13 protein-coding genes are annotated in these 14384 nt (G+C 66.0%); 9 read left to right on the top strand and 4 right to left on the bottom strand.

Translation table 11 applies throughout. From position 1 onward, the window contains the following. Positions 1-30: 30 nt before the first annotated feature. Positions 31-1782 (top strand): NAD+ synthase, encoded by a 1752-nt coding sequence (locus tag ACZBJS_RS02710; protein ID WP_057017264.1) that lies wholly within the window; start codon positions 31-33, stop codon positions 1780-1782. 7 nt (positions 1783-1789) lie between these two features. Here the strand turns inward: ACZBJS_RS02710 and ACZBJS_RS02705 are convergent, their stop codons facing one another. Together ACZBJS_RS02705 and ACZBJS_RS02700 are read right to left on the bottom strand one after the other, a co-directional pair. Beyond that, a complete protein-coding gene (locus ACZBJS_RS02705; protein ID WP_076826456.1) occupies positions 1790-2956 on the bottom strand; it encodes a DUF2865 domain-containing protein in 1167 nt (388 codons plus the stop codon). Positions 2957-3099: 143 nt separating this feature from the next. After that, positions 3100-3423: a hypothetical protein gene (locus ACZBJS_RS02700; protein WP_076826458.1), complete on the bottom strand. Its 324-nt coding sequence runs from the start codon at positions 3421-3423 to the stop codon at positions 3100-3102. Positions 3424-3717: 294 nt separating this feature from the next. Here ACZBJS_RS02700 and cysS point away from each other — a divergent pair, with 294 nt between their 5' ends. From cysS to ACZBJS_RS02680, 4 genes are all read left to right on the top strand, one after another. After that, positions 3718-5133, top strand: coding sequence for a cysteine--tRNA ligase (gene cysS, locus ACZBJS_RS02695; RefSeq protein ID WP_463438313.1), 1416 nt, complete (start codon positions 3718-3720; stop codon positions 5131-5133). Continuing rightward, positions 5130-5636: a GNAT family N-acetyltransferase gene (locus ACZBJS_RS02690; protein WP_463438312.1), complete on the top strand. Its 507-nt coding sequence runs from the start codon at positions 5130-5132 to the stop codon at positions 5634-5636. Before cysS ends, ACZBJS_RS02690 begins: the two co-directional genes overlap by 4 nt. Further along, a complete protein-coding gene (gene cimA, locus ACZBJS_RS02685; RefSeq protein ID WP_463438311.1) occupies positions 5633-7231 on the top strand; it encodes a citramalate synthase in 1599 nt (532 codons plus the stop codon). The genes ACZBJS_RS02690 and cimA overlap by 4 nt, the downstream gene beginning before the upstream one ends. Before the next feature lie 109 nt (positions 7232-7340). Next, on the top strand, positions 7341-7718 hold the full coding sequence (locus ACZBJS_RS02680) for a VOC family protein (RefSeq protein ID WP_456784625.1): 378 nt from the start codon (positions 7341-7343) through the stop codon (positions 7716-7718). A gap of 160 nt (positions 7719-7878) precedes the next feature. On the opposite strand, the gene ACZBJS_RS02675 is transcribed toward ACZBJS_RS02680, so the two are convergent. Beyond that, positions 7879-8484 carry an LOG family protein gene (locus ACZBJS_RS02675; RefSeq protein ID WP_463438310.1) on the bottom strand — a complete coding sequence of 202 codons (606 nt, stop codon included), beginning with the start codon at positions 8482-8484 and terminating at the stop codon, positions 7879-7881. 213 nt (positions 8485-8697) lie between these two features. On the opposite strand from ACZBJS_RS02675, the gene ACZBJS_RS02670 reads away from it, so the two are divergent. The 4 genes from ACZBJS_RS02670 to ACZBJS_RS02655 all read left to right on the top strand — a co-directional run bounded on the left by ACZBJS_RS02670 (position 8698) and on the right by ACZBJS_RS02655 (position 13524). Then, positions 8698-10686: an ABCB family ABC transporter ATP-binding protein/permease gene (locus tag ACZBJS_RS02670; RefSeq protein ID WP_244558752.1), complete on the top strand. Its 1989-nt coding sequence runs from the start codon at positions 8698-8700 to the stop codon at positions 10684-10686. Positions 10687-10739: 53 nt separating this feature from the next. Continuing rightward, entirely contained in the window at positions 10740-11438 is a 699-nt protein-coding gene (locus ACZBJS_RS02665) for a phosphatidylserine decarboxylase (protein WP_463438309.1), read from the top strand. A gap of 77 nt (positions 11439-11515) precedes the next feature. Next, a complete protein-coding gene (gene pssA / locus ACZBJS_RS02660) occupies positions 11516-12397 on the top strand; it encodes a CDP-diacylglycerol--serine O-phosphatidyltransferase (RefSeq protein ID WP_463438308.1) in 882 nt (293 codons plus the stop codon). 407 nt (positions 12398-12804) lie between these two features. After that, entirely contained in the window at positions 12805-13524 is a 720-nt protein-coding gene (locus ACZBJS_RS02655) for an RraA family protein (RefSeq protein ID WP_463438307.1), read from the top strand. 63 nt (positions 13525-13587) lie between these two features. On the opposite strand, the gene ACZBJS_RS02650 is transcribed toward ACZBJS_RS02655, so the two are convergent. Next, positions 13588-14220, bottom strand: coding sequence for a TerC family protein (locus ACZBJS_RS02650; protein WP_076826466.1), 633 nt, complete (start codon positions 14218-14220; stop codon positions 13588-13590). Positions 14221-14384 lie beyond the last annotated feature (164 nt).

The following is a 14384-nucleotide window of genomic DNA, read 5'->3' as shown; positions in this document are numbered from 1 at the left end:
GTTTGCTGTTGTGCAGGACAACTTAAGCGTATGAGCGAACAACAGATCAAGATTACCCTGGCGCAACTCAATCCGACGGTCGGTGACGTCACCGGCAACGCCGCGAGGGCGCGCGCCGCGCGCGAGAAAGCCAAGGCCGACGGCGCCGACCTCGTGGTGCTGTCGGAACTGTTCATCGCCGGCTACCCGCCGGAGGATCTGGTGCTCAAGCCGGCGTTCCAGTCGGCCTGCCGCGCCGCGATCGAGGAACTGGCGCGCGAGACCAGGGATGGTGGCCCAGCGATGCTGATCGGCACGCCGTGGGTCGAGGACGGCAAGCTCTACAATGCCTGCGCGCTGCTCGACGGCGGCCGCATCGCCGCGCTGCGCTTCAAGGCCAATCTGCCGAATTACGGCGTGTTCGACGAGAAGCGGCTGTTCGCGCGCGGCCCGGCGCCGGGCCCGGTGACGGTGCGCGGCGTGCGTATCGGCGTGCCGATCTGCGAGGACATCTGGCTCGAGGAGTCCGAAGAATACGAGAACGTCGTCGAATGTCTCGCCGAGACCGGCGCCGAGATTCTCGTCGTGCCGAACGGCTCGCCCTATGCTCGCGACAAGGCCGACCTCAGGCTGTCGATCGTCGTCGCGCGCGTCACTGAGAGCGGGCTGCCGCTGGTCTATCTCAACGAGGTCGGCGGCCAGGACGAGCTGATCTTCGACGGCGCCTCGTTCGCGCTGAATGCCGATCTTTCCGTCGCGGCGCAGCTTCCGGCGTTCGAGGAGAACATCACGACGCTGACCTGGCGCAAGACCGCCGACGGCTGGCGCTGCAACGGGCCGATCACGGCGCAGCTCGAGGGCGACAAGGCCGATTACGCGGCCTGCGTGCTCGGTCTGCGCGACTATGTCCGCAAGAACGGTTTTCCCGGCGTGCTGCTCGGCGTCTCCGGCGGCATCGACTCGGCGCTGTGCGCGGCGATCGCGGTCGATGCGCTCGGCGCCGACAAGGTGCGCGGCGTGATGCTGCCGTTCCGCTACACCGCGCAGGTGTCGCTCGACGATGCCGCCAAGCTCGCCGCGGCGCTCGGCATCCGCTACGAGATCCTGCCGATCGCCGATGCCGTGAACGGCTTCGAGACGATTCTGGCGCCGGTGTTCAAGGGGCTGGACCGCGACATCACCGAGGAGAATTTGCAGGCGCGCGCCCGCGGCACGCTGTTGATGGCGATCTCCAACAAGACCGGCGCCATGGTGGTGACCACCGGCAACAAGTCGGAGATGTCGGTCGGCTACGCCACGCTGTACGGCGACATGAACGGCGGCTTCAATCCGATCAAGGACATCTACAAGACCGAGGTGTTTCGCCTGTCGAGCCTGCGCAATGGCTGGAAGCCGGACGGCGCGCTCGGGCCGTCAGGCGAGGTGATCCCGGTCAACATCATCATCCGGCCGCCGACCGCCGAGTTGCGCGAGAACCAGACCGACCAGGATTCGCTGCCGCCCTACGACGTGCTGGACGCGATCCTCGAGCGGCTGGTGGAGCGCGAGGAGCCGCTGGCGACCATCATCGAAGCCGGCTTCGACCGCGACGTGGTGGCCCGGGTCGATCGCCTGCTCAACATCGCCGAATACAAGCGGCGGCAGGCGGCGCCGGGGGTGAAGGTGACGCGGAAGAACTTCGGCCGCGACCGCCGCTATCCCATCACCAACCGCTTCCGCGATTTCGGCAAGGCGCTGCCGGCGCCCGACGAGACGCTGGTGGCGCGCACCTCGCGCGCGTCGGCGGAAGCGTTCGAGGGCTGAACTCTTCTTACCGCTTGGGAATGAAGGTCGGGCCGACGGTGCGGATCTGGCCGTCGCTCGCCGGCGCGGCCGGTGCCGCGGCGTCAGCGGCGGCGGGCTGCTGTTGAGCTGCGGCTGCGGGCGCGCCCTTCTTGCCGGCGGCGGCCTTGGTCTGGGCGCGCTGCTGCATCTTCCGCGCGCTCTCCTCGGTGACGATGATGTCACCCTGCTGCTCGGCGGACGCCTTGTCGTCGACCGCCTTCAGCGCCTCGGCCCAGCTCTGGCCGGCCGGCTTGCAGGAGCAGGATGGATTGAACTCGGTGCGGTACTTGAAGGCGTTCGGCAGCGACGAGTAGGACACGCCGCTGATCGAGACCGCCTGGTTGATGTCCTCGCCGGGATTTCGGTAGGTGAACAGGCTGGCATCCGCGGCAGGGCACTGCGCCTTGCAGATCTGCTCGTCGGCGGCGAAGCGCGCCTGCACGGTCGCGAACGAGATCGGGAAATAGGCGCCGTCGCAGGTGCGGACGCAGACGGTGCGGAAGGTCCCGGACTGGGCGCCATACTGCGCATCGGGCGGGGGCAGCGGATTGTTGGGATTGCCGCCGCCACCGCCGCCGAACAGGTTCTCGAGGAAGTTGCCGGGGCCACGCGCGGCCGCGGCATATTGCGGGCCGCAATTATTCTGCGCCAGAGCGGTCAGGACCGAACGGCGCTGGTTCTCGCGGTCGGCGCCGCCGAGCCCGCCCGAGCGCAGCCGCTCGAGATTGGCGGTGATCTGGTCGAGATTGGCGCGCATCTGCTGGATCTGGGTGTTGACCGGACCGCACTGCGCCGAATTGTTGTTGAAGAGCGAGAAGAATCCGGAGCTGTCGCAGCCCATGCGCCGGGCCTGCGCCGTCACGCGATCGAGCTCGCCCTGCTGGCGGGTTGCCGCGTCCTGATAGCGGCGGATCTGCTCGTCCTTGGCCGGGTCGCCGGAGCCGCCGCCGCGGTCGATCGCCGCCAGCTGGCCTTCGAGCCGGCCGCACATCGGATTGGCCTGCGGATTGGGCTGTGGCGCGCCTTGCGGAGCCGGACCGGGCGGGCCGGGCGGCACTTGCGCCAGGGCATGCGTGGCGGGCAGGGACATGCCGGCCAGCACGGCGCAACTCAGAAACCAGCGGGAGAAGCGAGAACGGGAGCTATTGGGCATATCCGGCCATTAAAACGACGCCGCGCGGCGATCAACGCCAAAGCGCGCGGGCAAGGCCGCTGCAATAGCCGTTTCTCGGGGCAGCGTCACGTCGTTTCCGGGGCGCCGGTGTGGCAATAACCCCGTCTGGCCAGCGGCTTGGCTCAGCGCTGGCAGGTGATGGCGACGAATTCACCACAGCTGTTGCCGTTGCATTTTTCATTCGCGGCGTGCGGACCCGCACCGGTGATCTCGTCGGGATCGACGCGGCGGTAATTGGTGGCCTGCGCAAAATCGCGTGACCGGCAATAGGCGCGGGCGGCGGAGGCACCGCAGCGATCGCCGCGGGCGAGGCACTGGTCGATGCCGTAGCCGTCGGCCTGGTTGGCGACGATGAAGACGCGGCTGTCGGCCAGCGCGGCCGAGGAAACAAGGAAGGACGGAGCAACAAAGAGCGTGCAGGCAATCAATGCTGAAACAGGCCGCATGGTGCACCAGTGAAAATGGCGGGGAATCCGCAAGCGACCGGATACGCCCAAATCCTTAATAATGATTAACCATGAGGGCGTTGACGTGATTTCGGTGCGGAGCGGGTGGCTAACTGCCCGAAAACAGCCCCTTGACGCAATAATGGGGCCGTGAGACATGGTGGAACCATGAACGGCCACCTCGCCATCTGCAGCATTTGCCGCGAGATTATGAGCTAGCGATTCGCTGGCTGAGGCCGTCTTTTCTCAACACATGAGAGCATTGGACCGCCCGGCCGCAAGGGAACGGTTTCCATGGATTTGCGCCTCTACGATACGCTGACCCGGGAGAAGCGGCCGTTTGTGCCGCTCGATGCCGAAAACGTCCGCATGTATGCCTGCGGACCGACGGTCTACGACTTCGCCCATATCGGCAACGGCCGCGCTGCCATCGTTTTCGACGTGCTGTTTCGCGTGCTGCGCCATCGCTATGGCGCCGATCACGTGACCTATGTCCGCAACGTCACCGACGTCGACGACAAGATCAACGTCCGCGCCGCGCGGGATTATCCCGGCGTGCCGCTGAACGAGGCGATCCGCAAGGTCACCGAGCAGACCTATCAGCAGTATCAGGACGACGCCACGGCGCTCGGCTGCTTGCCGCCGACCGTGCAGCCGCGCGCGACCGAGCACATCCCGGAGATGCGCGCCATCATCGAGAAGCTGGTTGCCGGCGGCTTTGCCTATGTCGCCGAGGATCATGTGCTGTTCTCGCCGCAGGCGATGAACGCGGCCAATTCGATGTTGCCGCGTTACGGCGCGCTGTCGAAGCGTTCGCTCGACGAGATGATCGCCGGCGCCCGCGTCGATGTCGCGCCCTACAAGCGCGACAACACCGATTTCGTGCTGTGGAAGCCGTCGAAGCCGGGCGAGCCGTCATGGCCGTCGCCCGCAGGCATCAAGGTCGAGGGCCGCCCCGGCTGGCACATCGAGTGCTCGGCAATGGCCTGGAAGCATCTCGGCGAGAAGTTCGACATTCACGGCGGCGGCATCGACCTGGTGTTCCCGCACCATGAGAACGAGCTAGCCCAGACCTGCTGCGCGTTCCACTCCGACCGCATGGCCAATGTCTGGATGCACAACGGTTTCCTGCAGATCGAAAGCGAGAAGATGTCGAAGTCGCTCGGCAACTTCTTCACGATCCGCGATCTGTTGGCCGATTGGCCCGGCGAGGTGCTGCGGCTTGCCATGCTGAAGACGCATTATCGTTCGCCGCTCGACTGGACCGCCAAGGCCACCGAGGAGGCCGCGAAGACACTCGACGACTGGTACGCGGTCGCGGCCGACGCCGATCCCGGCGCGCCGTCGCCGGCGATGGTCGAGGCGCTCTACGACGACCTCAATACGGCGCAGGCGATGGCCGTGCTGCACGGCCTGCGCGGTGCTGCGTCGAGCAGCGAACAGAGCCGCAGGGAGTTTGCCGGCTCGCTCCGGCTGCTCGGCTTCCTGTCGGAGAGCGCGGCCGCGTGGGAGGCCCGCAAGCAGCAGGCGAGCGGTGTCGATGCCGCCGCGGTGGAAGCACTGATCACCGAGCGCACCGCGGCGCGGGCCCGCAAGGACTTCAAGGAGTCGGATCGGATCCGCGATCAGCTCGCCGCGATGGGCGTGGCGATCAAGGACGGAAAGGATGCCGAAGGAAAGCCGATCACCACCTGGGAGGTCGCGCGATGAGCCGCTCCGCGCCCGCCTTGCGCCCGTATCTGCCCGACGACGCGCCGCTGCTGGCGGCGATCTTCTCGGCCTCGATCATGGACCTGACCGGCGACGACTACAGCGAGGCGCAGCAGGAAGCCTGGGCGATGGCCGCCGACGACGAGGCGGCCTTCGGCAAGAAGCTCGCCGGCCAGCTCACGCTGATCGCGACCTTGCAGGGCGCCCCGGTCGGTTTCGCCTCGCTGAAGGGCGCCGATCTCATCGACATGCTCTATGTGCATCCGAGCGCGGTCGGGCAGGGTGTCGGCAGCGCGCTGTGCGATGCGCTTGAGAAGATCGCGAGTGCCCGCGGCACCAAGACCCTGAAGGTCGATGCCAGCGACACCGCGCTGGAATTCTTCCGCAAGCGCGGCTACGTCGCTCAGCAGCGCAACTCGGTCACTATCAACGACGAGTGGCTCGCCAACACCACGATGCAGAAGCAGCTCGATGGTGTCGCGACCCCGGGAGGCCACGCGTGAGCCGCGAGCGCCTCTATCTGTTCGACACCACGCTGCGCGACGGCGCGCAGACCAATGGCGTCGACTTCACCCTGCAGGACAAGCAGGTGATATCAGGCATGCTCGACGCGCTCGGCATCGACTATGTCGAGGGCGGCTATCCCGGCGCCAATCCGACCGACACCGAGTTCTTCAGCAAGAAGCCTGCGTTCGACCACGCACGCTTCACCGCCTTCGGCATGACGCGGCGGCCGGGCCGCTCGGCGTCGAACGATCCCGGGCTTGCCGGCATCCTCGAGGCCAAGGCGGACGCGATCTGCTTCGTCGCGAAATCCTCCGCCTACCAGGTCCGCGTCGCGCTCGAGACCACGAATGAGGAGAACCTCGCCTCGATCCGCGACAGCGTCGCTGCCGCGAAGGTGCTCGGCCGCGAGGTGATGGTCGACTGCGAGCATTTCTTCGACGGCTACAAGGAGAACCGCGACTACGCGCTCGCCTGCGCCAAGGCGGCCTATCAGGCCGGCGCCCGCTGGGTGGTGCTGTGCGACACCAATGGCGGCACCATGCCGCATGAGATCGAGACCATCGTCGGCGAAGTCATCAAGCAGGTGCCCGGCGCCCATCTCGGCATCCACGCCCATAACGACACCGAGCAGGCGGTGGCGAATTCGCTCGCCGCGGTGCGGGCCGGCGCGCGGCAGATCCAGGGCACGCTCAACGGCCTCGGCGAGCGCTGCGGCAACGCCAACCTCTGCTCACTGATCCCGACCTTGAAGCTGAAGCAGGAGTTTGCCGACAAGTTCGAGATCGGCGTCACCACGGAGAAGCTGGCGACGCTGATGAAGGTGTCGCGCACGCTCGACGACATGCTGAACCGCGCGCCCAACCGCCATGCGGCCTATGTCGGCGAAAGCGCATTCGTCACCAAGACCGGCATCCATGCCTCGGCTGTCATGAAGGATCCGCAGACCTATGAGCACGTGCTGCCGGATTCCGTCGGCAATCACCGCAAGGTGCTGGTGTCCGATCAGGCCGGCCGCTCCAACGTGATGGCCGAACTCGACCGTGCCGGCATCGCCTATGACAAGAGCGATCCGCGGCTGATGCGGCTGGTCGAGGAATTGAAGGAGCGCGAGGCCGCGGGCTTTGCCTATGAATCGGCGAACGCCTCCTTCGACCTGCTGGCGCGCCGCACGCTCGGCAAGGTGCCGGAATATTTCAAGGTCGAGCAGTTCGACGTCAATGTCGAGCAGCGCTACAACGCCAACGGCCAGCGCGTCACGGTGGCGCTCGCGGTGGTGAAGGTCGATGTCGACGGCGAGCGGCTGATCTCGGCCGCCGAAGGCAACGGCCCGGTCAACGCGCTCGACGTCGCGCTGCGCAAGGACCTCGGCAAGTACCAGAAATATATCGATGGCCTGAAGCTGATCGACTACCGCGTGCGTATCCTCAATGGTGGCACCGAGGCGGTCACGCGCGTCTTGATCGAGAGCGAGGACGAGACCGGCGAGAGCTGGACCACGGTCGGCGTCTCGCCCAACATCATCGACGCCTCGTTCCAGGCGCTGATGGATTCGGTGTTCTACAAGCTGGTGAAGTCGGGCGCGCAGGCGTGAGTGATTGAGCCGTCATTCCGGGGCGATGCGAAGCAGCGAACCCGGAATCTCGAGATTCCGGGTCTGGTCCTTCGGACCATCCCGGAATGACAACGGGGAGGGAGTATCCATGATCGACCACGTCTCCGTCGGCGTTCGCGATCTGGAACGGGCCGCGCGGTTCTACGAGCCGACGTTGGCCGCGCTTGGCCTGAGCCGCCTCGTCACGCGGCCGGCGACGGTCGGCTTCGGCAAGGCCTATCCAGAATTCTGGATCAATCTGCGCGCCACGATGGCGCAGGTGCCGCATGAGAGCGGCACCCATATCTGCCTGCGCGGGAAGACTACCGCCGAGGTCGACGCCTTCCACGCCGCTGCGTTGGCGTCCGGCGGCCTCTCCGATGGTCCTCCGGGCCTGCGCCCGCACGACCGCGTGCGCTACTATGCGGCCTTCGTCCTCGATCCCGACGGCAACCGCATCGAGGCCGTGACGTTTCCGAGCGAGTAGTAAGGATTTCAGGCTAGCACTTGTCTCGACCCGTCATCCTGAGGAGCGCGTAGCGCGTCTCGAAGGATGCACGGCCACCAGCGGGGCGATCGTGCTTCGAGACGGCCGCTCCGCGGCCTCCTCAGCATGACGGTCATGGAGCCGAAAGTGCGGCGAACAGTTACAGCCGACGCGCGACTTCGGGCGCGAGTTCCTTCGCGGCCTCGGGCGTGCGTGCCACCGCCGAACGCAGCCGCGGCAGGATCTCGTCGATGCGATCGGCCATCAGCACGTTGATCGGCAGCGTCGGGCGGATGAACTCGGTCATGCGCATGTGGTTGAGCAGCGAGAGCAGGGGCTCCCAGAAATTGTCGATGTTGGCGAGCAGGATCGGCTTGTGGTGACGGCCGAGCTGCTGCCAGGTCAATTGCTCGACCAGCTCTTCGAGCGTGCCGATGCCGCCGGGCAGCGCGACGAACGCATCCGAGCGCTCGAACATCAGGCGCTTGCGCTCATGCATGTCGGGCGTGACGATCATCTCCTGAACCGAGGTCAGCGCGTTCTCGCGCGCGCGCAGGAATTCGGGAATGATGCCGGTGACGGAGCCGCCGTGATCGAGCGTGGATTTCGCGACCGCGCCCATCAGGCCGATCGAGCCGCCGCCATAGACCAAGCGCACGTTGCTTTCGGCAAAGCTCTTGCCGAGTGCGACGGCAGCTTCAACGAAACGGGGATTGTTACCGGGGCCGGAGCCGCAATAAACACAGACAGTCTTGATTTGGTTCATACGTTCCTTGTGGCACTGCAGCGTAAACAGGGTCAAGACTCCCATATGGGGATGGAGAGCCAAAAAATCCCGTAAATTCCCGCGAATCGCGAACAATTTTCGTCATAAGCCTGTACGCCGCGTTCAAACGATCTATATGACGGGCACAATGGCAAACCGTGGAAAAGATGTGGCGGCGGACCGCCGCGCCGTAACCGCGCGGGCGGGCGGCTGATGGTGCCGCCGCAACAGAGTGTGACCGGCGCCGCGCAGCCCACGGCCACGTCGCCGGCCGCCGAGAAGGGGACGCTGCTCGGCACCCTCGTTCATCTGTGGCCCTATATCTGGCCCGGCGATCGCGCCGATTTGAAGACGCGCGTGATCTGGTCGGTGGTGCTGCTGCTGTTCGCCAAGCTTGCCACGCTGTCGGTGCCGTTCACCTTCAAATGGGCGATCGATGCGCTGAACGGCACCGGCTCGGCGCCGGTTGCGGCCTCGAACTGGGTGGTATGGCTGATCGCCTCGCCGGTGCTGATGACGATCAGCTACGGCGCGGTGCGCATCGTCATGGCGGTGCTGACGCAGTGGCGCGACGGCATCTTCGCCCGCGTCGCGATGCATGCGGTGCGGCGGCTCGCCTATATCACCTTCGTGCATATGCACGAACTGTCGCTGCGCTTCCATCTCGAGCGCAAGACCGGCGGCCTGACCCGCGTGCTGGAGCGCGGCCGCTCCGGCATCGAGACCATCGTGCGGATGGTGATCCTGCAGCTGATCCCGACCATCGTCGAGGTTGCGCTGCTGGCGGCGGTGCTGCTCTGGCAGTTCGACTGGCGCTACGTGCTCGCGGTGCTGCTCACCGTCGTCGTGTTCATGTACTTCACCTATATCGCGACCGAGTGGCGGATCGAGATCCGCCGCAGGATGAACGATTCCGACACCGAGGCGAACACCAAGGCGATCGACTCGCTGCTCAACTACGAGACGGTGAAATATTTCGGCGCCGAAGAGCGCGAGGCGCGGCGCTACGACCGCTCGATGGAGCGCTACGAGCAGGCGAGCGTCAAGACCTACACCTCGCTCGCCGTGCTCAACACCGGGCAGGCGATCATCTTCACCGCGGGGCTGACCGCGACCATGCTGATGTGCGCGTTCGGCATCCGCAACGGCACCCACACTGTCGGCGATTTCGTGCTGATCAATTCGATGATGATCCAGCTTTACCAGCCGCTGAATTTCATGGGCATGGTCTATCGCGAGATCAAGCAGGCGATCATCGACATCGAGAAGATGTTCGACGTGCTGGCGCGCGATCCCGAGGTGAGGGACATTCCGGGGGCCAAGCCGCTCGCGGTGTCATCCGGCAGCGTGCGGTTCGAGGATGTCCGCTTCTCCTACGAGGCGGACCGGCCGATCCTCAAGGGCCTGAGCTTCGAGGTGCCGGCCGGCAAGACGGTTGCGATCGTCGGTCCCTCCGGCGCCGGCAAGTCGACGATCTCGCGGCTGCTGTTCCGCCTCTACGACGTCTCGAGCGGCCGCATCCTGATCGACGGCCAGGACATCAAGACCGTGACGCAGGCCTCGCTGCGCTCGGCGATCGGCATGGTGCCGCAGGACACCGTGCTGTTCAACGACACCATCCGCTACAACATCCGCTATGGCCGCTGGGATGCCGGCGACGACGAGGTGGAGGAGGCGGCGCGCCTCGCGCAGATCGACGGCTTCATCCGGATGTCGCCGCAGGGCTATGAGACGCAGGTCGGCGAGCGCGGCCTGAAACTCTCCGGCGGCGAGAAGCAGCGCGTTGCGATCGCGCGCACGGTGCTGAAGGCGCCGCCGATCCTGGTGCTGGACGAGGCGACCTCCGCGCTCGACAGCCACACCGAGCACGAGATCCAGGGCGCGCTGGAGCGGGTCTCGCGCAACCGCACCTCGCTGGTGATCGCGCACCGGCTGTCGACCATCGTCGGCGCCGACGAGATCATCGTGCTGGACCAGGGCCGGATCGCCGAGCGCGGCACCCACGCGCGGCTTTTGGCCGCCGACGGCCTCTATGCCAGCATGTGGAACCGGCAACGCGAGGCCGAGGAGGCCCGCGAACGGCTCGCCCAGGTCGATGACGACGGCACCGCGCCGAATCGGCTGCCGCCGGCGGTCACCGAAACGTCGGAGGATTCCAGCCCTGATGCGGGTGAGAAACCCTTGCCGACCGCCGCGGAATAGTCGATTTAGGGCCTCTCCCGCCAAATGGGGCGGGGAAACGCAAGCGAGCTCTGATGTCGATCGCCAACTCCATCCGCGCGCAGATCCCGCCGATCCACCCCGAGGGCTATCCCTTTATCGGCGGCTTCGCTCTGGCGAGCCTGATCCTGTTCTGGATCTGGACCCCGCTGGGCTGGATCGGGACGCTGCTGACCGTCTGGTGCGCGCTGTTCTTCCGCGATCCGGTTCGCGTGACGCCGCTGCGCGACGGCATCGTGGTATCGCCGGCCGACGGCCGCGTCTCGATGGTGGTGCAGGCGCTGCCGCCGGCCGAGCTCGGGCTCGGCGACAAGCCGCTGCCGCGTGTCTCGGTATTCATGAGCGTGTTCAACTGCCATGTGAACCGCAGCCCGGTGGTCGGCCGCATCGACCGCATTGCCTACCGGCCCGGCGCCTTCATCAATGCCGAGCTCGACAAGGCGAGCGAGGACAATGAGCGCAATTCGCTCGTGATCTCGACCTCCAACGGGCGCATTGGCGTGGTCCAGATCGCAGGCCTCGTGGCGCGGCGCATCGTCTGCTTCGTCAAGGAGGGCCAGTCGATCGGCGCCGGCGAGCGCTTCGGCCTGATCCGCTTCGGCTCGCGGCTCGACGTCTATCTGCCCGAGGGCACAAAGGCGCTGGTCTCCGAGGGGCAGACCGCGGTCGCCGGCGAGACGATTCTGGCGGATTTCCGCAACGCCGATTCGGGCCGGACCTACCGCGCCGATTAACTCTGTTTCGCCAGCCCCAGCAGCCGGTTCCCGCCGCAATGGCGGAGCCGGGCGGCGCTTGCTATATTCATCAGGCCATGACGCCATTCGATCCGAATTCCAACGAGTATCGCCGCCGGCGGTTCCGCCCGATCCCGGTGCGGATGCTGGTGCCGAACATGATCACGCTGCTGGCGATCTGCGCCGGCCTCACCGCGATCCGGCTGTCGACGGAAGGGCGGATGGAGCTGGCGGTCGCCGCCATCGTGTTCGCCGCGATCCTCGACGGCATCGACGGCCGCGTCGCGCGCATGATCAAGGGCCAGTCGAAATTCGGCGCCGAACTCGACAGCCTCGCCGACTTCGTCAATTTCGGCGTCGCGCCGGGCCTGATCCTGTATTTCTGGCAGCTGCATGAATTGAACAATGGCGGCTGGATCGCCGCGATGGTGTTCGCGATCTCCGGCGGCCTGCGGCTTGCGCGCTTCAATGCCTCGATCGACGATCCGAACAAGCCGGCCTTCGCCGCCAACTATTTCACTGGCGTGCCGGCGCCTGCCGGTGCGATCACCGTGCTGCTGCCGATCTATCTCGCCTTCCTCGGCGTGCCGATGCCGCCGGCGACGCTGACGGCGTTCTACACGCTATTGATCGCCTTCCTGATGGTGTCGCGGCTGCCGGTGTTCTCCGGCAAGACCGTGAAGATGCGCGTGCCGCCGGAAATGGTGCTGCCGGTGTTCGTGTCGGTGGTGTTCATCGTCGCGCTGCTGATCGGCTATCCCTGGCATATCCTGTCGGCGGGCTCGGTGCTCTATCTGATCAGCCTGCCCTGGGGCTGGAAGTCCTACCGCGACCAGGAGCGCCAGCTTGCCGCGCAGACGCAAGCTGCGGGCGCGCCGGTGGCGGCGCGGGCCGCTGCTCCCTATACGGCGCCGGTCGCGGAGAGTGACCACGACGATCGTCCGACGCATCTGCACTGAGTGCGCCCTCGGTAGTCGACCGTCATCCTGAGGTGCGAGCCTTGCGGCGCAATTGCGCCGCCGGGCGAGCCTCGAAGGATGTACGGCCCGGCTCCTCCGAGATTGGGGCCGTCGACCCTTCGAGGGCCGCTGAAGAAGCGGCCACTTCCAGCGACAACGGTTTCGCCGTTGCGCGGGGGTGACGGTGATAGAGTGGTTTCATTCCAGCAAATATCAGCCATGAGCGTGCCTCGGTTGGGTTCGCCTGCGATCTCGGCTATAGGCTGAGAACGGCCCGCTCGAGCATGATCCGGAAAAGTGGAGACCGGTTTTCCGAAAAGATCATGCTCAAACAAAGAAATGAGATCATGATGCGTTTCCCTGGAAACGCATCATGATCTGACGCCAAAAATCAGGAGAGAAACGCCGTGACGACATCCGCTTCCGCCCCGCTTCCTGCTTCCGTCCTTGAAGCGTTGGCGCGCTACGACACGCCGACGATCTGCAACGCGATGGAGATCGTCGCGCCGGAGCGCCGTCTGATCGGCTACACCGTGAAGCCGCTGGTCTGCCCGTTCCCGACGCTGCCGCCGATGGTCGGCTACGCCCGCACCACGACGATCCGCTCGGTGCTGAAATCCGGCCTCTCGGCCGAGGAGCAGTCGAAGCGCCGCATCCAATATTACGAATATGTCGGCACCGGCTTCGGCCCGCGCATCTCTGTCATCCAGGACATCGACGGCCCGGACGTCGGCTATGGTGCGTTCTGGGGCGAGGTGCAGAGCAACGTGCACAAGGCGCTCGGCTGCCTCGGCGTCATCACCGACGGCTCGATCCGCGACATCCCGCAATGGGCGCCGGGCTTCCAGGCGCTGGCCGGCTCGATCGGCCCGTCGCACGCCTGGGTGCATGCCGAGAGCTTTGGCGGCGAGGTCCGCGTCGCCGGCATGACGGTGCGATCCGACGATCTGATCCACGCCGACAGCCACGGCGCCATCGTGATCCCCTATGAGGTCGCGGCGAAGCTGCCCGAGGCCGCCGAACTCTGCGGCCGCCGCGAGACCCCGATCCTGGACATCGCGCGCAGCAAGGATTTCTCACTGGAGAAGCTGAAGGACGCGCTGAAGCGTTCGGCGGAGATCCACTGAGGCAGCACGCGTTGTCGATTTGCAGAGCGGCGGGCCGGAGGGCCCGCCGTTTTGCTTTCGGTGTCAGGCCGGAGCCACCTTCGCGATCTCGTTCGCCCCGCGAACCGTCATGTCGATGGCGACATAGAGGATCACGGCGAGGCCGACATAGGCGATCCAGCGGTGGTTCTGCAGCAGCCGCGCGATGACGGAGGCCGCCGCGCCCATCATCGCGATCGAGAGCGCGAGGCCGAACACCAGCACGATCGGCTGCTCCCGCGCCGCACCCGCGACCGCCAGCACGTTGTCGAGCGACATTGAGACGTCGGCAACGATGATCTGCGTGGTGGCCTGCCACAGCGTCTTGCGCTGGCCCTTTGCGCCATCGGCGTGTTCGGCCGTGGTCTCGTGCGCGTCGGCGCGCAGCTCGCGCCACATCTTCCAGCACACCCACAATAGCAGGATGCCGCCGGCCAGCAGCAGGCCGACGATCTGCATCAGCTGCGTGGTGACCAGCGCGAACATGATGCGCAGCAGTGTCGCGGCACCGATGCCGATCAGGATCGCCTTGCCGCGCTGCTTCTCCGGCAGGCCGGCCGCGGCAAGGCCGATCACGACGGCGTTGTCACCGGCCAGCACGAGGTCGATGACGACGACCTGCAGCAATGCGCTGAGGGCGTCGAGTGAAAACAACTCGGGCGAAAATAGTTCGGACATGGGTCATGTTCCCCTTGAGGTCGGGGAGCGGACCCTTTCGACGAAACCGGCTCTTGCCGTCATGCGGACGGCAAATCCACCGCGACGCTTATCCGCGTCGCGGGTCGAAGCAGGGCCACTCCAACTGGGTTCCAGTCCGACATCGCAGCTTGTGGCTGCCAGAG

It is taken from the genome of Bradyrhizobium sp. KZN70725 (genome assembly GCF_055264925.1).
The sequence above is the reverse complement of the archived record's forward strand: the minus strand, read 5'-3'. Positions and strand labels throughout refer to the sequence as shown.